The 19,694-nt window shown below is 43.0% G+C and carries 16 protein-coding genes and 1 riboswitch; of the genes, 8 read left to right on the top strand and 8 right to left on the bottom strand.

The annotated features are described in order from the left end of the window. Positions 1 to 6: 6 nt before the first annotated feature. From cysN to cysC, 3 genes are read left to right on the top strand one after another with little or no spacing between them, the layout of a single operon-like run. Positions 7 to 1,467: a sulfate adenylyltransferase subunit CysN gene (gene cysN / locus HC723_RS07830; RefSeq protein WP_153447897.1), complete on the top strand. Its 1,461-nt coding sequence runs from the start codon at positions 7 to 9 to the stop codon at positions 1,465 to 1,467. A gap of 14 nt (positions 1,468 to 1,481) precedes the next feature. Further along, entirely contained in the window at positions 1,482 to 3,206 is a 1,725-nt protein-coding gene (locus tag HC723_RS07825; protein WP_190338705.1) for an SLC13 family permease, read from the top strand. Positions 3,207 to 3,221: 15 nt separating this feature from the next. Then, positions 3,222 to 3,872, top strand: coding sequence for an adenylyl-sulfate kinase (cysC, locus tag HC723_RS07820; RefSeq protein ID WP_153447895.1), 651 nt, complete (start codon positions 3,222 to 3,224; stop codon positions 3,870 to 3,872). Positions 3,873 to 3,970: 98 nt separating this feature from the next. Here the strand turns inward: cysC and HC723_RS07815 are convergent, their stop codons facing one another. The 5 genes from HC723_RS07815 to HC723_RS07795 form a co-directional block, all read right to left on the bottom strand. Continuing rightward, positions 3,971 to 4,636, bottom strand: coding sequence for a DUF3299 domain-containing protein (locus HC723_RS07815; RefSeq protein WP_446751395.1), 666 nt, complete (start codon positions 4,634 to 4,636; stop codon positions 3,971 to 3,973). Between the two features lie 2 nt (positions 4,637 to 4,638). After that, complete coding sequence (locus tag HC723_RS07810; RefSeq protein WP_153447894.1) at positions 4,639 to 5,898, bottom strand: ABC transporter permease; 1,260 nt, start codon at positions 5,896 to 5,898, stop codon at positions 4,639 to 4,641. Then, complete coding sequence (locus tag HC723_RS07805) at positions 5,895 to 6,608, bottom strand: ABC transporter ATP-binding protein (protein WP_407701679.1); 714 nt, start codon at positions 6,606 to 6,608, stop codon at positions 5,895 to 5,897. Before HC723_RS07805 ends, HC723_RS07810 begins: the two co-directional genes overlap by 4 nt. A gap of 7 nt (positions 6,609 to 6,615) precedes the next feature. Further along, entirely contained in the window at positions 6,616 to 7,218 is a 603-nt protein-coding gene (locus tag HC723_RS07800; RefSeq protein WP_190338704.1) for a ZrgA family zinc uptake protein, read from the bottom strand. Between the two features lie 164 nt (positions 7,219 to 7,382). Continuing rightward, positions 7,383 to 7,934 (bottom strand): YtfJ family protein, encoded by a 552-nt coding sequence (locus tag HC723_RS07795; protein WP_153447892.1) that lies wholly within the window; start codon positions 7,932 to 7,934, stop codon positions 7,383 to 7,385. A 235-nt stretch (positions 7,935 to 8,169) separates the two neighbouring features. Here HC723_RS07795 and HC723_RS07790 point away from each other — a divergent pair, with 235 nt between their 5' ends. Beyond that, complete coding sequence (locus HC723_RS07790) at positions 8,170 to 8,376, top strand: DUF1107 family protein (protein WP_153448219.1); 207 nt, start codon at positions 8,170 to 8,172, stop codon at positions 8,374 to 8,376. Positions 8,377 to 8,466: 90 nt separating this feature from the next. Here the strand turns inward: HC723_RS07790 and msrA are convergent, their stop codons facing one another. Beyond that, on the bottom strand, positions 8,467 to 9,114 hold the full coding sequence (msrA, locus tag HC723_RS07785) for a peptide-methionine (S)-S-oxide reductase MsrA (RefSeq protein WP_153447891.1): 648 nt from the start codon (positions 9,112 to 9,114) through the stop codon (positions 8,467 to 8,469). 126 nt (positions 9,115 to 9,240) lie between these two features. On the opposite strand from msrA, the gene tamA reads away from it, so the two are divergent. Both tamA and tamB read left to right on the top strand, forming a co-directional pair. Further along, a complete protein-coding gene (gene tamA / locus HC723_RS07780; RefSeq protein WP_190338710.1) occupies positions 9,241 to 10,974 on the top strand; it encodes an autotransporter assembly complex protein TamA in 1,734 nt (577 codons plus the stop codon). After that, positions 10,974 to 14,744 carry an autotransporter assembly complex protein TamB gene (gene tamB / locus HC723_RS07775; RefSeq protein ID WP_190338703.1) on the top strand — a complete coding sequence of 1,257 codons (3,771 nt, stop codon included), beginning with the start codon at positions 10,974 to 10,976 and terminating at the stop codon, positions 14,742 to 14,744. Before tamA ends, tamB begins: the two co-directional genes overlap by 1 nt. A gap of 203 nt (positions 14,745 to 14,947) precedes the next feature. On the opposite strand, the gene ppa is transcribed toward tamB, so the two are convergent. Further along, positions 14,948 to 15,475, bottom strand: a complete 528-nt coding sequence (gene ppa / locus HC723_RS07770; RefSeq protein WP_153447889.1) for an inorganic diphosphatase — start codon at positions 15,473 to 15,475, stop codon at positions 14,948 to 14,950. 187 nt (positions 15,476 to 15,662) lie between these two features. Then, complete coding sequence (gene fbp / locus HC723_RS07765; protein ID WP_190338702.1) at positions 15,663 to 16,673, bottom strand: class 1 fructose-bisphosphatase; 1,011 nt, start codon at positions 16,671 to 16,673, stop codon at positions 15,663 to 15,665. A gap of 306 nt (positions 16,674 to 16,979) precedes the next feature. Here fbp and mpl point away from each other — a divergent pair, with 306 nt between their 5' ends. Continuing rightward, positions 16,980 to 18,335: a UDP-N-acetylmuramate:L-alanyl-gamma-D-glutamyl-meso-diaminopimelate ligase gene (gene mpl, locus HC723_RS07760; protein WP_190338701.1), complete on the top strand. Its 1,356-nt coding sequence runs from the start codon at positions 16,980 to 16,982 to the stop codon at positions 18,333 to 18,335. A 351-nt stretch (positions 18,336 to 18,686) separates the two neighbouring features. Next, complete coding sequence (locus HC723_RS07755; RefSeq protein ID WP_153447886.1) at positions 18,687 to 19,352, top strand: flavin prenyltransferase UbiX; 666 nt, start codon at positions 18,687 to 18,689, stop codon at positions 19,350 to 19,352. Between the two features lie 211 nt (positions 19,353 to 19,563). Continuing rightward, positions 19,564 to 19,673, top strand: a riboswitch (TPP riboswitch). Positions 19,674 to 19,694: the final 21 nt, after the last annotated feature.

Below are 19,694 nucleotides of genomic sequence, written 5' to 3'. Positions count from 1 at the left end.
TTTAATATGAACGCAGCAGTAGAGGCCGAGTTGGCCGAACTAGGTATCGAAGGGTATCTGACTCAACATCAATACAAATCATTAATGCGCTTTTTAACCTGTGGTTCGGTTGATGATGGTAAAAGCACCTTAATTGGCCGTTTGTTACATGACTCTAAGCAGATTTATGAAGATCAACTAGCAGCCGTCAATAACGATAGCCAGCGTGTAGGTACCACGGGTGAGCGCCCAGACTTAGCTTTGTTGGTCGATGGCCTGCAAGCTGAGCGTGAACAAGGCATTACCATTGATGTTGCCTATCGTTATTTCTCGACTCAAAAACGCAAATTTATTATTGCCGATACGCCTGGGCATGAGCAGTACACCCGTAATATGGCGACCGGTGCATCAACTTGTGATGTGGCGGTGATCTTAATTGATGCCCGTAAAGGGATTTTAGACCAGACCCGTCGTCACTCCTTTATTGCCAGTTTATTAGGTATTCGTCATTTTGTTGTTGCGGTGAATAAAATGGACTTGGTCGAGTATTCTCAAGCGCGCTTTGAAGAAATTCGCCAACAATATTTTGAATTTTCCAAAAACCTGAATCAAGGTATCGACATTCAATTGATCCCGATTTCGGCGTTAGAAGGCGATAACGTGGTCGATCAAACTGAGAATTTAGCTTGGTATCAAGGTTTACCATTACTGCAAATTTTAGAAAATATCGATTTAAGCCAAGAGCATACGCAAGGTGAGTTTCGCCTGCCGGTGCAATATGTCAGCCGCCCTAATTTAGATTTTCGTGGTTTTGCTGGCACCATTGCCAACGGCACTATTGCAGTTGGTGATCGCGTCACTGCTTTACCATCAGGTAAAAGTTCGACCGTGGCTCGTATAGTGACTTTTGATGGCGATCTTGATAGTGCGCGCGCCGGACAAGCGGTCACCATCACATTAAATGATGAAATTGATATCAGTCGTGGCGATTTATTGGTCCCGCAGGGCGCATCGATCAAAGCCACCAATCACTTCTTAGCCGATGTGGTATGGATGACGGAACAACCGTTAGTCGCAGGCCGTCAATACGATATTAAAGTTGCCGGTAAACATACGGTTGGACAATTGGAATCGATTAAACATCAATATGATATCAATAGCCTTGACCAATTTGAGGCGCAAGAGTTGCCGTTAAATGGGATTGGCCTATGTGAGATCTCGTTAACGGAAACCGTCGCATTAGATCACTATACCGATTGTGAAGATACCGGTGGTTTTATCTTTGTTGACCGCTTAACTAACGTCACCGTTGGAGCCGGGATGATCCGTGAGCGTTTATCGTCACAGCAATCTCAATCGTTGAGCTCAAGCGGTGGTGCAGGCTTTGAAGTGGAATTAAATGCCCTTATTCGTAAGCATTTTCCACATTGGGACGCGAAAGATATTAGCCAGATCTTTGAGCCATCATCGCTGCATAACAAGCAATAAGGTTGGATGCTGGCATGTGGGAAAAATGGTTAGTGTTATTATTATTAGCGAGCATTATTGGTAGTTTAATTTTTACCAAGTGCAAACCTAGCTTTATTTTTTCCGCTGCCACGTTAGTTGCTTTTATGATTGGCGCGGTTGATCTCAATGGATTGGCGAAAAACTTCACCAACTCATCATTATTAACCTTAGTGTTATTAATTTTGGCATCTTGCGCGTTAGAAAAAACGCGCTTGATCAGTTGGATAAGTCGTCATATCTCCAAAGGGAAGCTAGGCAGTGTGGTGAGTAAGCTTGGTTTGTCGACCGCTTTTTTATCATCATTTACCAATAACACCGCAGTGGTGGTAGCCTTGATTGGCGCGATTAAGCGTAACCAATCCCACGCGCCATCACGCTTATTGATACCATTATCGTATGCGGCGATCTTAGGCGGAACCCTGACCTTAATTGGCACCTCTACCAACCTTATCATTAACAGTTTTGTGGTGGATGCCGGACTACCTAGCTTAAGCTTCTTTGCTCCAACTTGTATTGGCTTAGCGGTCTCGGCCGGTGGCGTGTTGGTATTGATCCCATTGAGTTATCTTTTACCAACCAGTGATGCTAATGAGCAAGATGAACTGCCTTATTTTTTAGAGGCTCGAGTTGAAAAAGGCTCTCCTTTAATTGGCAAGAGTATTGCCGAGAATAACCTGCGCGCGCTGCGTAAATTATTTTTGGCTGAGGTGATCCGAGATGGCCTAACCTTAGCTTCGGTAACCCCTGATTTAGTCTTGCAAGAAGGGGATCGCTTATTGTTCTGTGGTGATGTTGAAAGCGTGGCGACCTTACAAGAAATTACCGGTATCACTCTATTTGGTCAGCATCATTTAAACGGTCAAAGTTTTATTGAAGTAGTGGTAGGGCAATCGGCTTCGATTCGCAATAAAACCTTAAAATCAACCCAGTTTCGAGAGCGCTTTGATGCGGTGGTGGTGGCGATCCGCCGTGGGCATGAACGTCTTGAAGGCGGGCTAGGCAATGTCACATTAGCCGCAGGAGATACGTTAATTTTAGTACCTGGGAAAGGCTTTCATCGAGCGCGTGAAACGCATGGTAAAGAATTTGTCTTGAGTAACGATTTAGATAGCAGCGCTAAATTAGATAGCAAGAAATCCACCATAGTCTTACTGGGTTTTGCTTTAGCTATTGGGCTGTCTTTAATGGGGTTAGTACCTATTATTAAAGCGTTAGCCGCGTATATCATTGTGATGTTACTGATGGGTGCAATCGGTATTAGTGAGCTACGTCGTCGCTTTCCTTTGGATATCGTGGTGATTGTAGGGTCTGCATTATCGCTGGCACAATTAATGATGTCTTCAGGGTTATCGGCGCAAATGGGCGATTTATTCATTTATTTATTTAATGGTTGGGGACCGGTGGGGGCATTGATTGCCACTTACCTACTGACTTTAGTTTTAACCGAACTTATCACCAATAACGCCGCAGCCGCTTTAGCTTTCCCGATCGGTTATAGCATGGCAATGGCGTATGGTATCGATCCTATGCCATTTATTATGGCGGTACTGTTTGGTGCCAGCGCCAGTTTTATTTCGCCTTATGGTTATCAAACCAATTTACTGGTGTATAGCGTTGGTAATTACCGTATGAAAGATTTTATTAAAGTAGGGGTGCCAATGTCGTTGGTGTATTCAACCTTAGTGTTGATGTTGATCCCGTATTTTTTCCCTTTTTAAGATGGAAGTTAAACTATGAGCCAAATTGAAAAAAGTGTCGCACTTGCAGCGAATCAAACGATTGAAAAAGATGACAATGTGATTTGGCATCAACATCAAGTTAATAAGCAAACACGGGCGCAATTAAAAAGCCAAAAGCCCGCTGTACTGTGGTTTACCGGTTTGTCTGGCGCAGGGAAATCCACTGTTGCAGGGGCGTTAGAATCGGCACTGGTGGCGCGCGGTTATCATACTTATTTGCTTGATGGAGACAATGTTCGCCATGGCTTATGCCGTGATCTGGGGTTTTCAGCCCAAGATCGTCGTGAAAATATTCGCCGTATTGGTGAATTAGCTAAATTGATGGCCGATGCGGGGCTGATTGTATTGTCGGCGTTTATTTCTCCTCATCGCGCGGAAAGACAAATGGTACGAGAATTACTGCCAGAAGGTGAGTTTATCGAAGTGTTTGTTAATGCTTCACTCGATGTGTGCGAGCAGCGCGATCCGAAAGGCTTATATAAAAAAGCGCGCGCTGGAGAAATTGCCAACTTTACCGGTATTGATTCCGATTATGAAGCGCCATTACAGGCCGAGATTGACTTGCCTGCCGGAGAGAAATCGATTGATGAACTGGTCGAGCAATGTTTAGTGGCGTTGCAAGATAAGGGAATTATCGCAGTGTAACGCTACTGTTGGTATTACGTGCCAATCCCATCACTCTGAAGATGATGAGATTGGTACTAACATGATTAATAGGCATCAATTAGGTTTTAGCTTATCGCTTAATAATTACCATCATCGTACTTTTCAATTTTCGCGCCTTGCATGGTGTAACCTGTTTCGGCCAATTCATGATTGAGAACTTGAGTCTGCAATTTACCCACCACATAGACCACATCCCACAGTTTTTGGACTGGTGCCCCTTGAGGGAACTTTACATAGATAATTTGATTGGGTGGTGGCGGCGGCACATGGATACAAGCGCCAAAATACGGCACTAATAAGAATTCAGTGACGGTATTAGCGTCGCCTTCAAGTGGAATCACAAAACCTGGGATCTTAACGATTTTCCCATCTAATTCGGGGCGAGTCTTACCAATATGAGATTGTTTCGCAGCAGGCGCATTATGATTGGTAACATTAGGCGCGATAGGCATTCCAACACTATTGAAATGCCGCTTTTCATCGGCGGGTACTAAGTCTTCCCATTCAAGACTGACGACTTTTTTCCCTGATATATCTAGCGCTTTTTTAGCCGACGACTTGATATCCGTTACCGACTTAGATGTCGCTTGGGGAGTCGAGGTATCAACACCGGAATATTTGGATATTGCATGGCTTATTGGACTCCATAACATAATCCCCAGACACGAAAAGACAACAATAACTTTGAGAGTATCTGAACGTTGTTGCCACCACTTCAATGGGGGATTTACCGATTCTGACATAATTAGACCTTAATGCTCATGCCGTCAGCAAGTGACTGACGATAGGCCTTTATGGAAGGGATAAGACCGATTAAAATACCAGAAACTTGCACCATAGCCAGCAAAATAACATCATGTGGTGATAGACCTGTTAAAGCGATTTTAATGCCATATTGTTGCTCTATCAATGGTGCGCTTATGCCTAGTGCGCAATAAAGTAACCCCACACCCACTGCGATCCCTAGCAGAGTCAGTACGCTTGCCTCACTCATCAATAAAAAGAAAACGTGTTTAGGTTGGGCGCCCATCGCGCGTAAAATGGCCATTTCTCGACGTCTTTCTTGCAAACCGGTTAATAGACTGGTCAGCATACCTAATAAACCGGCCACCACCACAAACGATGAAATTACCATTAACGCTTGCTCCGCTACCGACATCATGCCCCATAACTCACTCAGTGCAATACCGGGCAAAATCGCGGTTAAGGGCTCTTTAGTGTAATTGTTGATTTGGCGCTGCAACATAAAAGTTTGAATTTTTGAGTTTAACCCCAGCATAAAAGCGGTGATTTCTTTTGGCTCAAAAGCTTGTTTTTCTAGTGTTTCTTGACTTGGCGTTACGCCGATATGTGCGCCCGATTGCCAGCCCACATGTATGGCTGTGATCGCCCCAAGCGAGACATGTACGGTTTTATCTACCGGTGTTCCAGTGGGGGCTAAAATGCCGACAATTTTAAACGGTAAATTTTTATGGCGAGTGAAAGCCTTATCTGAAATGCCATGCGCGATAATAATATCATCGCCCACATGGTAATTTAGTTTTTTGGCCACATCCGCCCCAACCACAGTATCAAACATCCCCTTAAATGTGTGACCTTGAGAGAAAGTAAGTGCTTGCTTGTGGCCGTATTGATAAAACCTGAAATAATCCTGATTGGTTCCCATCACTCGAAAACCACGGTGTGAATCGCCTAAAGAAATGGGGATCGCCCACTTTACTTGTGGCAAATGGGTAATTTCTTGATAGCTTTTCCAATCGATATTATTAGTAGCGTTACCGATGCGAAATACCGAATACAACAATAAATTTACGCTGCCAGAGCGGGCGCCGACAATTAAATCGGTATTTGAAATGGTGTTGGCAAAGCTGTCTTTTGCTTGGGTGCGAATTTTTTCTACCCCAAGTAATAGCACCACCGAAATCGCCACGGTTAAGAGGGTTAAAATGGCGGTAGTTTTTCGGTTGCTAAGGCTTTTCCAAGCAAGGGATAAAATGGCGCTCATGCCGATACTCCCGTCGCTTGATTCAGCTGAGTTAAATCAACGCTATGTTCAAAATGAGCCTGTAAGTTGGCATCATGGCTAACAAAAATTAAGCATGCTTGTGATTGATTGGCTTGTTCCATAAGCAATGAAATAAAAGCTTGGCGATTATCAGTATCGAGCGAGGAAGTCGGTTCGTCGGCGATGATGATTTCTGGTTTGCCAATCAAAGCTCGGGCAGCAGCGACTCGTTGCTGCTGACCAATACTCAGTTCATTGACCGGTTGATCAAAGCAATTTTCCGGTAGCTGTAAGCGCAATAACAATTGTTTAGCTTGTTGCGGCAGTGATGGGCCGTCCTGCAGCGTCCGTTGTTTACGCAAGCGAGAAAAACGACAAGGCAGCAACACGTTGTCGATCACCGATAAATAAGGCAATAAATTGAATTGCTGAAAAATATAACCAATATGATCGGCACGAAACTGATCTCGTTGTGCTTGTTTTAAGCTGCTAAGGTCTTGTCCTAAGACACTGACTTGCCCTTGTTGCGGGGTTAATATTCCGCACAATAACCCGAGCAAGGTTGACTTGCCACAGCCACTTGGCCCCTTAATAAAGACATGCTGCTGATGAGCAATATTAAGCTGTGGAAACGCCAAGGTTGGTTGCATTTTTTTAGGCCAAGAAAATTGAATGTTTTCTAGGGTTAAGGCATTAGGGCAAGTCATCATTATTCCTTTACCACTGAATTTGTTGATCTGGTTTGCTTAACTCGAGCTGAGTTTGAACCTTATCGGTAAGTAAATTAATGTTTAGTGTTTGGGTGGTAGTGAAATACTCAAACCAATGACTGGTGATGGTATTTAATTGCGCTATATTTCCACAGTGATAATGATATTGGACGTTGACACTGGCATGCTGGTGGCTTTCATTTTGGTCGTGGTCGTGGTCGTGGTCGTGGTCGTGGTCGTGGTCGTGGTCGTCATTGGCAATGGTATCGTTCACGTCGATATGTTCAATCTTGCATTGAGCTTGGGGTAATAAGGTTAATATTTTATCGGGGGCATTCAATAACGCCATGCGTTGCTGATAAATAGTTTGCTCTTCTTTGCTTGTCGGCGGATGTTCGAAGCCGACCACATCATGACCTGGTGATGAGATCTCAACTAAAAAATCATCACCATCTTGTGCCAAATTATAAGTGACGACACCGTGAACGTGAGCTTGGTGTTGACGAAAAGCGGGTTCGGAAGTTTGATGGGCTGCATCGTCATGAGCAAAACTCATAATAGAATAGAGACTGAGAGGTAACAAAGCATAGCGCAATAAAGAAGCGTTCATAATCAACCTAATGTTCGAATATTGAGTAAATGTGAGCATAGATTGAAAGGGAGATCATCTAGCTACGGAATATTGATATAATATAACAACAATGCCGCAGCGAAGAAAGCGTTATAACATAACATTTATAATGGTGATTAAATTCAGATCGACAGCCCTAGTAACTAAAGGCTTTTCTTGATGAGTTTTAGAACACTGGCAATGTCTTGTTCCGTTAACTTACCTTGTTTGTTGTACAGTACACGTCCGCTTTTATCTTGCACGATAATGGTTGAAGTACCATCGTCCAATTGCCACGCTTTAGCGACCACACCATCAGTATCTAATACCATTGAAGACCAAGGGAAATCTTTTTTACCATCCTCGGTCGATGATTTTACCAATGCACCTGTTCCCCAAATCGCATCATCTTGGTTAACGACGGTGGTGGTTTGATAATCACTTTCAGGGAAGTGTTCATTGGTGATGGCGTCCATTAGTGGAGCATTCATCGCTTTAGCACTGGTACGGCCGGCAATCGCTTGGATCACTCGAACCTTACCTAACATTTGCTCGGTGCGCCAAGGTAGGTAAGACTCTTTATCATCTTGGATAAAAATTTCGCCACCTTTCTCGACACTGACTGCAGCCACATTTTGACCAATTTTCACATTATTGGCATTGGCGATGAAAGGAGCAATGGATAGTAAAAGAACGAGGGATAATTTTTTCAACATAATATGGATTACCTAATAAACTATAATGAAATAAAGAGTGGGTATGTACCGATATAATAGCCTAATAATTATGTTTTAAAGTGTGTATTTGCCACTGAGATCTAATTTTTGGAGATTATTTTTGGTTATAACTGTGACTCATCAGTTATATGTGGTGGTTTTATTCGCACTGCCACAATGGTTTTATTGACAGAATCTTACATGCGAATATAGAAAGTGGATATAAATCATGAACATGAGACCAATTTTCAACTGTTACCGTCCCACTAAAATTGCCCGCTTTGTGAAGATGCTATTTAGTGGTGAATTTATGATCCAAGGTATTGGTTACTTTCGCTTTGATCAAGGTCGAGTACTACTGCCTAATGTCGCCAACAAGAAACAGTTACAAGCGATGAAAGAGATCAACCTTGCGATTAAACATCTATCATTAGAGTGCTAACAACCGAGCTCGCAAAATAAAAATCGCAGCAACACTTTGCTAGCCCAACATTCTTCTGGTTGAGCTAGCAACCGCCATAATCATTAAGCATCATTGCGCAGGAAAGCACACTCCGGTTCCTCCAATCCCACAATACCCTTGAGGGTTCTTGGCTAAATATTGCTGGTGATAGGTTTCGGCTAAGTAATACTCTTGTGCTAGCGCAATCTCAGTAGTGATGCCTTGTGAGCCGGTATCTTGTGATAAAGCCTCTTGTTGTAAAGCAAATTGATAGGTCGCTTTACTGGTTTGTGTAGTGTCTAGATCAGCTTGAGTGTCGACATAAATCACTGAACGGTATTGGGTGCCGATATCATTACCTTGGCGCATGCCTTGAGTGGGATTATGACGCTCCCAAAATACCGTTAATAGTTGTTGGAGTGTCACAATGGCCGGATCAAAAATAACCCTTACTACTTCCGCATGACCCGTTTGTCCTGAGCACACTTCTTGATAGGTTGGATTTTTAGTATAGCCGCCGCTGTAGCCTACCGAAGTACTTACTACGCCTTCGAGTGACCAAAAAACACGCTCAGCGCCCCAAAAACAACCTAAACCTAACAATACTTGCTGAAAATTTACTGGTTTATCTGCGCTTAAATCCGTTTGATTGATAAAATGGCACTCAGTCACGGGCATTTTTTCATTTCGGCCGACTAATGCCGTTGCTGCTGTGACTAATTTTTGGTTATTCGACATATTTGGACCTCTTGTTGCTTTAGAGAAAAAGGACTAACAGTTATACTACCTGACCGGATAACCCTATTTTTGATTTCAAATTCACAAGGGTTGCTTGCTTTTAAGGATAGAGAGCACTTGCCATCAATGAAATACACCTACTTATCTCTTTTAATAAGTTCCTTACTGCTATTGCCAACGACGGCGAGTTATGCAGAAACAGAGCTGACGATTAAAGGCGTAGAAGGAAAGACTGAAGATAATATATCGGCTTATCTTTCTTCGATCAAAGAAGATCAGTATTCGGTGTCGCTGCGCTTTCAATCCCAATTAGAAACCAATATTCGAGACGCCTTAAAAGCATTAGGTTACTACAACCCCGACATTACCTTTACGGTTGAAGGGGAGGCAAGTGAAGAAGATAACGAATTAATTGTTCAAATCGACAAAGGTGTGCCGAGTATTATTTATATCAGCGATATTGATATCAAAGGAGAAGCGGCAGCAGATAAAGATTTTATTCGTTTAATTGATAATTCTAAACTGAACCTAGGGCAAGTGCTCAATCATGGTCATTATGAGTCTCTAAAAAGTGCAATGAGAAACTTAGCATTACAAAAAGGCTATTTTGATGGTCAATTTGTTGATGCTCGTCTACAAGTCTCCCCGCAGCGTAATCAAGCTTTTATACATTTACATTACCAGAGTGGGCCTCGTTATTTATTTGGTGATACTAGTATTAAGGGCAGCCAAATTGAAGATCCTCGAGTGCGATCATTGCTGCCTTATAAAGAAGGTGACCCTTATCAATCGGTTTCGGTTGGACTATTAAATCAAAACTTATCCAGCACCGAATGGTTTTCAAGCGTATCAGTACAGCCGGATCTAGAGCATTCAGGTAAAACCAAAAAATTACCGATGAAAGTGAACCTTGAGCCACAAACCAAAAACCAAATAGAAACAGGTTTAGGTTATTCGACTGATGTTGGGCCGCGAGGGAAATTATCTTGGAAAAAACCTTGGCTTAATAAATATGGGCATAGTACCGGTGCCAGTGTGATGCTCTCAAGCCCAGAGAAAACCTTTATTGCCAACTACAAAATTCCATTAGTCGATGTATTGCATGATTATTATTTGGTGCAATATGGTTTTAAAGACGAAAATGAAAATGACACCGATAGCCAAGAACAAAATTTATCGTTTGAACGTCATTGGCTGTACGATGATGGTTGGCATCGCAGTATTTATGTTCGTCTTTTATATGAAGATTATGTACAGGCTTCGGAATCTGGCCACTCATTGTTTGCTTTGCCTGGCATATCATTTTCACGAGTCAGAACACGCGGTACCAGTGGTATGCCGATGTGGGGAGATAAACAAAGTATTAAAGTCGAATATGGTGATCCAGCCGTTTTATCTGACACCCGTGTATTACGAGTGATTGGCCATACTGGCTGGGTGCGCGGAGCTGGAGAAAATCACCGATTCTTAACTCGATTAGATGCAGGGGGGACCTTTGCTGAAGATTGGGATAAAGTACCACCATCATTGCGTTTCTTTGTGGGGGGGATTAACTCGCTACGCGGTTATGGCTATGAAGATATTTCACCTGAAAATAGTGAAGGTGAATTAGAGGGTGGAGCTTATATGGCAACCAGTAGTTTTGAATACCAATATCGTATTACGGGTAATTGGTGGTGGGCAACCTTTGCCGACTTTGGTGATGCATGGACAGATACCCCACAATGGAAAACTGGTTTAGGAATGGGTTTACGCTGGGGATCACCCGTAGGTCCGGTGCGCCTTGATTTTGCTTATGGTCAGAATGCTGATAAAGGCGATCAATTTAAGATCCACTTTACCTTAGGGCCAGAGTTGTAATGAGACGATTACTTAAATGGTTACTAGGACTTACCCTTCTTATCCCGACAACAGTACTCATACTACTGTTGTTATTGGCAGTGTTATTGTTTACCAATCTTGGGCTAAATAGCGCACTGTGGGTGGCACATAAAGCATTACCAGAGTTAAGTGTGGGTGAGGCTGAAGGGAGCGTATTACCCGCATTTACATTAAAAAATGTCCAATATCATGCTCCAGAGTTGCCATTAGAGGTTAAATTAAAACGCTTAGATTTCGCCATTACTTTAGATTGTTTGCTACAACACTCAGTGTGTGTTGATACGGTCGCGCTGCAAGGTTTAAAGCTCGACCTGCCATCATTACCCGATACGCCAAGCAGTGAGGATGATTCGTCAGCGCCAATGTCATCGATTTTTTTGCCTATTCCAGTGTCGTTAACTCACCTTACCCTCAACGATATCGATTTAAATATACTCGGCAATAAGGTTAAGTGGCAGTCGTTTTCGAGTGGCTTATATATGCAAGGTAGCACCTTAACGCTGCGCCCGACCACCTGGCAAAGTATTCGTTTATCTCTTGCATCTAGTTCCCCTAAACAATCAACCTCACCCGTTAAAAAAGTGCCGCTATCCGAGCAACCCGATATAGCATTACCGGAAATCAAGCTACCGATAAACTTGAATATTGAACCGTTTGAAGTAAAAGATTTTCGCCTGAACGGTGATACCCCGATCGTGGTTAATCGCTTAGCATTAAATGGCAATACTCGAGGCAGCAAGGTGAGTATTAATCGCTTGCAACTTGATATGCCGCAAGCTGATCTCGATGCTAAAGCAAAGGTGACATTAGCCGGAGATTACCCATTAACCTTACGCGCCAATAGCCAAGTGAAAATGGAGGATTATTTAGGTCAAAAAATTCGTTTAGAAGCCGATGGTAGCGTGGCTGATTTATCACTAGTGACTCAGTTATCAAATGGAGCCAATGCACATCTAAGCGGAACATTACAACCACTGAAAGCTAGCTTGCCTTTTGATGTACATCTCACTCAAACCAAAGTGCGCTGGCCATTAAAAGGCCCGGCTGATTATCATGTTGCCGTGCCTAATTTGAGCGCGAAAGGTTCATTAGAACATTATCAATTTGACGTTCAAGCCGATGCTTCTGGTGATGATATTCCCACCACAGGATTAGAGGTAACAGGGTCGGGTGACCTATCCCACGTCAAGATCCAAAAAATCACACTGGATACATTGGGCGGCCATGTGTCGGGGCAATTAATGGTGAATTGGCAACAGTTATTGCATTGGACCGCAACCTTAGGTTTTACCGATATTCAACCAGGACAGCAATGGCCACAAGCAGAAGGCAAGATCAGCGGCAGTGTGATTAATTCCGGCACACTCACCAAACAAGGCGGTTGGCGGGTACAAGTTCCGAGCGTCGATATTCAAGGGATCTTACGTCAGTATCCGATTTTAATGAAAGGACAGATCAACGCCAATGATGCGAATGGTGATGGCACCATCAATGTTGGTACGCGCGGTTTACGCATTTCTCATGCTGATAATGGCGTAAAAATCAAAGGTCAATTGGGCAAAGAATGGGATATGGATGTCGATATTGAGGCGCCGACATTATCTCAATCGGTGCCACAAATAAAAGGCAGCATTCAAGGGCGAGTATTATTACGTGGTCAACAAAAACAACCTAAAGTGTATTCGAATTTAACTGCGAAAAACCTTGCTGTGCCAGAGTTTGATGCCACGCTACAGTCTTTAATTATCAAAGGTGAAGTGTCGCCGTTTCCGAGTCCAAGCGGCGATCTAGCACTGCTGGCCACCAAGGGCGAGTATCAAGGCCATAACCTAGAAAGCTTAAAAATTCACTTTGCGGGTGGACAGAAAAAACACCAATTGGATTTTGATGCGATTAGCGACTTGGTCTCCACTCACTTTACTCTTACGGGAGGGGTTACATCGACCACCAACATGCAATGGAAAGGGCAATTGCAGTCGGCTGAAATCGTATTGCAGCAGCAACAACCCCAACACTGGCAGTTACAGTCGCCATTGCCGCTAGAGTATCAAATAGATAAAAACATCGCCTCGGTGGATGCGCATTGTTGGATTAACTCTCCGGCTAAAATTTGTTTAGAGGAAGACGCAACACTGGGCGAAAAAGGAGAAGTTAAGCTTGCCGTTAGTCATTTTAAGTTTTCTCAATTAAAAGAGTTCATTCCAACTGGCACCCTAATTAGCGGAGAAATTAACGCTAAAGCTTGGGCTAAATGGGCACCCAATACGCCACCTCAAGTTAAGCTTGATTTGCATATTCCTAAAGGTCATGTAACACAAAACATTGCTCCTCCACTCACCATTGGTTGGGAAGAGCTTCAACTTTCAGCCGCGCTTGCCAATGATAAGCTCGATCTTAAATGGCTATTTGATTTGACTAATAATGGTGAAATTGAAGGCAAAGTGGCGATCGATAAAGTACAAAGTAAACGACCGATTATGCAAGGTATGAACAGTATCAAGCATATTAACTTGTTGCCATTATCAGCCTTGTTAGGCGAGCAAAATTTAATGGAAGCTGACATTAACTCAATGCTTAATTTTCAAGGGCCAATCTTAAATCCGAGAGTGGTTGGTGACTTTACGATTTCAAAAATGAAGTTAGAAGGACAAGCCTTTCCTGTGGACGTCAACAGTGGTGAGATTAATACTAAATTTAATGGTTATTCTGCACGCTTAAACTCAAAACTTCACACGCCGGATGGTGAACTTAACCTAAAAGGTGATGCCGATTGGTCAAAGCGTAAAAATTGGCGAGTGAATCTGCGAGCGTTTGGTGACGATTTAAAAGTTGAAGCGCCGCCAATGGTACGCTTAAAGGTTAGGCCGGATCTTACCATTGCGATCACGCCTAAACTTGCCAAGATCACCGGTAATATTGATATACCATGGGGACGGATCTTAGTCGAAAATCTTCCCGAAAGTGCCATTGGTTTATCGAAAGATGAAGTGATCTTAGATCAAAACCTGCAACCGGTTGAAAAAAGCTCCAGGTTGCCGATGGCGCTTCAAACCAGTGTCACCATCAATATCGGGGACGATGTGAGTTTATCAGCCTTTGGTTTACGCGGTAACTTAGTTGGGCATTTAAAAGTTTCTCAGAAGAACAAAGGTCCCTTTATTTTAGGTGAGATTCGAATTGAGAGAGGGTCATATCGATCTTTCGGGCAAGATCTGGTGATCAAAGAAGGTAAGATCATTATGAACGGCCCGGCAGATCAACCTTATGTGTCGATCAAAGCGATCCGTAATCCTGACAATACCGAAGATGATGTGACGGCAGGGATCGAAGTTACCGGCCCTGCTGATGCACCAGAAGTTACTGTGTTTTCAGAGCCTGCAATGTCTCAAACCAGCGCGTTATCGTATTTATTGCGTGGGCGTGATGTGGAAGATGGATCCGGTGGTAGCGCCATGACTACAGCGCTAATTGGGTTAAGCTTAGCCAAAAGTGGCAGAGTGGTTGGCGAGTTAGGAGAAAAATTTGGGGTGCAAGACTTACAACTTGGCACCGCAGGTTCAGGAGATGAATCACAAGTGACGGTGAGTGGTTATATCGCCCCTGGGCTGCAAGTGAAATATGGCGTTGGTATCTTTAATGCTTTGGGTGAATTTACCGTGCGCTATGAGTTAATGAGTGATTTTTATGTTGAAGCGATAACTGGATTAGACAGCGCCGTCGATTTTATTTACCAGTTTAGTTTTGATTGATAAAAGGCAATGCGGTTTAGATACCAGCTGTTGTATTAGTGAGTGTGCAGGTGTCGGGCGTTCAATCTCAATCAAGATAAGCTAGGATGATGCTTAACTGAATCAATACTGCGATAAAAATAAAAGAGCACGTCAATAATGGCGAGCTCTTTTTTTATATTAAAATCAACTATCATAGTTAGAAATTTCAGGGAGCAGTTTAATTATTTCTTCGCTCGCTCAAAGGATTCTAAAATTTCAGCGCGCGCTGATGCCACACCTTCCCAACCATCAACTTTTACCCATTTTCCGCTTTCAAGATCTTTATAACGCTCAAAGAAGTGGGTGATTTGTGATTTGAGTAATTCAGGTACATCACCAATATCTTGAATATGATCATACTCTTTAGACAGTTTGCTATGTGGAACCGCGATCACTTTGGCATCTTCACCTGACTCATCGGTCATTTTCAATACCCCAACTGGGCGGCAACGGATCACCGAGCCCGGCATTAATGGAAACGGGGTTGGGACTAATACATCAACCGGATCACCGTCTAATGATAGTGTCTCATTCACATAACCATAGTTACATGGGTAGAACATTGGTGCCGACATAAAACGGTCGACAAATAATGCTCCACTGTCTTTATCAACTTCATATTTAATTGGGTCAGCATTGGCTGGGATTTCGATAACAACATACAAATCATCAGGTAATGATTTACCAGCCGGGACGTGGTTCAAGCTCATTGGAATTCCTTTCTAAGAGTAATAAACCGTCAGATTATAACGTGACTTGTCAGTGGTTTGTAGCGGAAAAGTTACAAAAATTCGATCGACAAAGGGGGCAGAGAGGATTAAGGGAGGCATAAAAAAGCAATGAAAGCCAAAAGGACCTTCATTGCCAATTATTAGGGGTTGTTAGCCAATTACATTATTAATCTGGGTATTGTTGCAAGAAGGATTCAACTTTCTCAACCATTATCGTTGAGCCGACTACGAAAGGAACGCGTTGATGCAGTTCGGTTGGTTTGATATCTAAAATCCGTTGATAGCCATCAGTTGCCTTACCGCCAGATTGCTCCATTAAGAAAGCAATCGGGTTGCATTCATACAATAAACGCAATTTACCATCAGGATGGCTTTGAGTGCTTGGGTATAAATAGACGCCACCTTTTAATAGGTTACGGTGATAATCTGCCACCAATGAACCAATATAACGCGAGGTGTAAGGACGGTTATCTTCTGGTGCATCTTCTTGGCAGTATTTAATGTATTTCTTTATTCCAGTCGGAAAACGAATGTAATTGCCTTCATTAATCGAATAGATTGAGCCTGTAGCAGGGATCATCATTTTCTCATGTGACAAGCAGAAGACTCCGATCGAAGGATCGTAAGTAAAGCCATGTACCCCTTTACCTGTGGTGTATACCAGCATGGTGGATGAGCCATAAATAATGTAGCCCGCCGCCACTTGCTTATGGCCTGGCTGAAGAAAATCTTCCGCAGTCGGCGCACTACCAATCGGAGATACTCGGTGGTAGATCGAGAAGATGGTTCCGACCGAGACATTCACATCGATATTCGATGAACCATCTAAAGGATCCATTAACACCACATACTTGGCATTTTTATTGAGTTCTTTATTAAAGCTTACCGCTTCATCTTCTTCTTCACTGGCAATACCACAAACTTGACCACGAGCTTCAAGTGCGGCTTTAAATTTGTCATTGGCATACAGATCGAGCTTTTGTTGCTCTTCACCTTGCACATTCTCAGCACCAACTGAACCCGTAATATCAACTAAACCGGCTTTGTTAATTTCTCGGTTGACAATTTTAGCCGCTAATTTTATCGAGCCAAGCAGAGAAGAAAGGTCACCACTGGCATGAGGAAAGTGATTTTGGTGTTCAATAATAAATTCGCCTAACGTGCGAGTTATCGACATAATGGATCCTTTTTTGTCGTTAATTTTATTCATTGCAGGAAATAGTGGTAGTACCAGTGTGTATCTCTTTTGGATACTCATTTATTCGATTGTAAATCCAGAATCTTATTAATGGTAATGAAGTAACTGATGAAGCTTCACAAATGTGCACTTAAGCAAGGTCTCGATATTAAAAGAGATAATTCATAATAATGCACAGAAAATTGTTTTCGAACACCATACATTTGATTGCGTTTGAGTTACTATTTCGCACAAAGTTATTGACCTAATTTGAGTCTCACAAAAAAGTGGGAAGGAAAACCTATTATGCATATTCATATTCTTGGTATTTGTGGCACTTTTATGGGCGGTGCCGCCGTATTAGCTCGCCAGCTAGGGCATAAAGTAACTGGCAGTGATGCCAATGTGTATCCGCCAATGAGCACTTTGCTTGAATCTCAAGGTATTGAAATAATTGAAGGATTCGATCCTTCTCAATTAAATCCCGCCCCCGATTTAGTGGTAATAGGAAATGCCATGAGTCGTGGTAATCCGTGCGTGGAATATGTATTAAATCAGAATCTTAAATACACCTCTGGCCCGCAATGGTTACAAGAGTTTTTATTGCATGATCGTTGGGTGTTAGCGGTAGCGGGTACCCATGGGAAAACCACCACGGCAAGCATGTTGTCTTGGATTTTAGAAGACTGTGGCTATACACCGGGCTTTCTGGTTGGTGGTGTACTTGGTAACTTTGGTGTATCGGCTCGTCTAGGCGAAAGTATGTTTTTTGTGGTCGAAGCAGATGAATATGACAGTGCTTTTTTCGATAAGCGTTCAAAGTTTGTTCATTATCATCCACGCACCTTAGTGATGAATAATCTTGAGTTCGATCATGCTGACATTTTTGACGGTCTTGAAGCGATCAAGCGACAATTTCATCATTTAGTGCGTACTGTTCCGGGTAACGGACGGATCTTAACCCCGACTAATGATGCTGGCCTAGAGGATGTGATCCAACGTGGTTGCTGGAGTGAACTCGAACATATAGGCGATGATGGTCACTGGAAAGCTGAAAAAATTCAAAAAGATGGCAGCCATTTTAATGTTTATCTCGATGGTCAGTTGGGCGGAGTAGTGAAATGGGATTTGGTCGGTGATCATAATGTCAATAATGCCTTAATGGCGATTTCCGCGGCGCGACATGTTGGCGTCACCGCCGATCTTGCTTGTGAAGCGTTAGGCAAATTTATTAATACGAAACGTCGTTTAGAACTAAAAGGCATTGAAGCTAACGTGACGGTTTATGATGATTTTGCCCATCATCCAACCGCGATTGATTTAACCCTTGATGGTCTGCGCAATAAAGTCGGTGACAGTAAAATTATTGCGGTGTTTGAACCTCGCTCTAGCACCATGAAAATGGGAGTGCATCAACAAACCTTAGCGGCAGCATTTAAACATGCTGATGTGGTGGCGTTATACCAACCCAATAATATCCAGTGGTCAGTACAATCGGTCGCCGATCAATGTGAACAAACTGCTTTTGTTGAAGATAATATCGATACACTTGTTGAGCGAGTGGTGGCACAAGCCCATGCTGGCGATCAGATCTTAGTAATGAGCAATGGTGGCTTTGAAGGGATCCATGGCAAATTGTTGCAAGCATTAGCAGCAAAGTAGCAGTAACATCAAAGTGGCAATAGCTTCAAAGTAACAACAGGCACATCATAAGTAAAAAGATCATGGTAGGTAAAAAGGTCGTGATGATCCTTTTGTTTCGATGAACATGCCAATTGTACTAGGATCGATGAATTTGATTATAGAGAAAAGTGTCAAAGGTCAGGGATGACCTTTTCTCAAGCGTCCATGGATGGGTCAGCATCTTTTCGGAATATTCAAATTTATTGAGCCGCTTATATCGACAATCTAGCGAGCAACGGTATTAATACCAATCGTAGTAACTATCTAATCAGCTAATGACTTTGATAGGTATGATTAACTCACCCAAGTTCAGAAATTAAGGAGCGCGAGATGTCTCAACCTAACGTACCCCATTCAAGTAGCAAACATATAACCTTAGCGTTTACCGGAGCTTCGGGTGCACCGTATGGTTTGCGCTTACTTGAGTGCTTACTGGCGGCTGATTACACCGTGTATTTATTAATATCGTCTGCCGCGCGAGTAGTGATGGCAACCGAGCATGGTTTAAAATTACCCAGTGGCCCGCAAGCGGCGCAACAAACCTTACTGGCCCACTTAAATAGTCAGCGAGATCAGTTGATTGATAGTGATAAGTTGGTTGTGTGCGGTAAAGAAGATTGGTTCTCGCCAGTGGCTTCAGGATCGGCCGCGCCAAAACAAATGGTGGTGTGCCCGTGTTCGGCAGGCAGTGTGGCCTCGATTGCGCACGGCATGTCAGATAACTTAATTGAACGAGCCGCCGATGTGGTGATGAAAGAGCGTGGCCAATTGCTGCTGGTGGTTCGTGAAACGCCATTCTCCACCTTGCACTTAGAAAATATGCATAAACTGTCGCAAATGGGCGTCACCATAATGCCGGCAGCGCCTGGCTTTTACCATCAGCCTAAAACCATTGAAGATCTAATTGATTTTATGGTGGCCAGAATATTAGATCACCTAGGTATTAAACAAGGCTTAGTGCCGCGCTGGGGTTATGATCAACGTGACAATCATTAATTTGGTTATCTTTTGAGGTTATACTAATTCCATAAATTTAATGATCGTTAAAAATTGAGTACAGAGAAAAGTGTCAAAGGCCATGGATGGCCTTTCTCAAGCGACCAAGGACGGATCAGCGTCTTTTCGGCGTAGTCAAATTGATCAAATATTAAATGGAATTGGTATTATCACTAGCCTATTAATGCTTAACTCAATACAATCAGATTGAAAATACTCATCGGGGAGCTGAATCAAACACGGATTCGGCTGAGATCTTTTTAAGAGACCCGTGTACCTGAACCAGATAATGCTGGCGTAGGAATTGAGTCTGGATCTCCCTACTTACTTTCCTGTGCCGCT

Source organism: Vibrio sp. S11_S32, assembly GCF_014694465.1.
Taxonomy (GTDB): domain Bacteria; phylum Pseudomonadota; class Gammaproteobacteria; order Enterobacterales; family Vibrionaceae; genus Vibrio; species Vibrio algicola.
The sequence above is the reverse complement of the archived record's forward strand: the minus strand, read 5'-3'. Positions and strand labels throughout refer to the sequence as shown.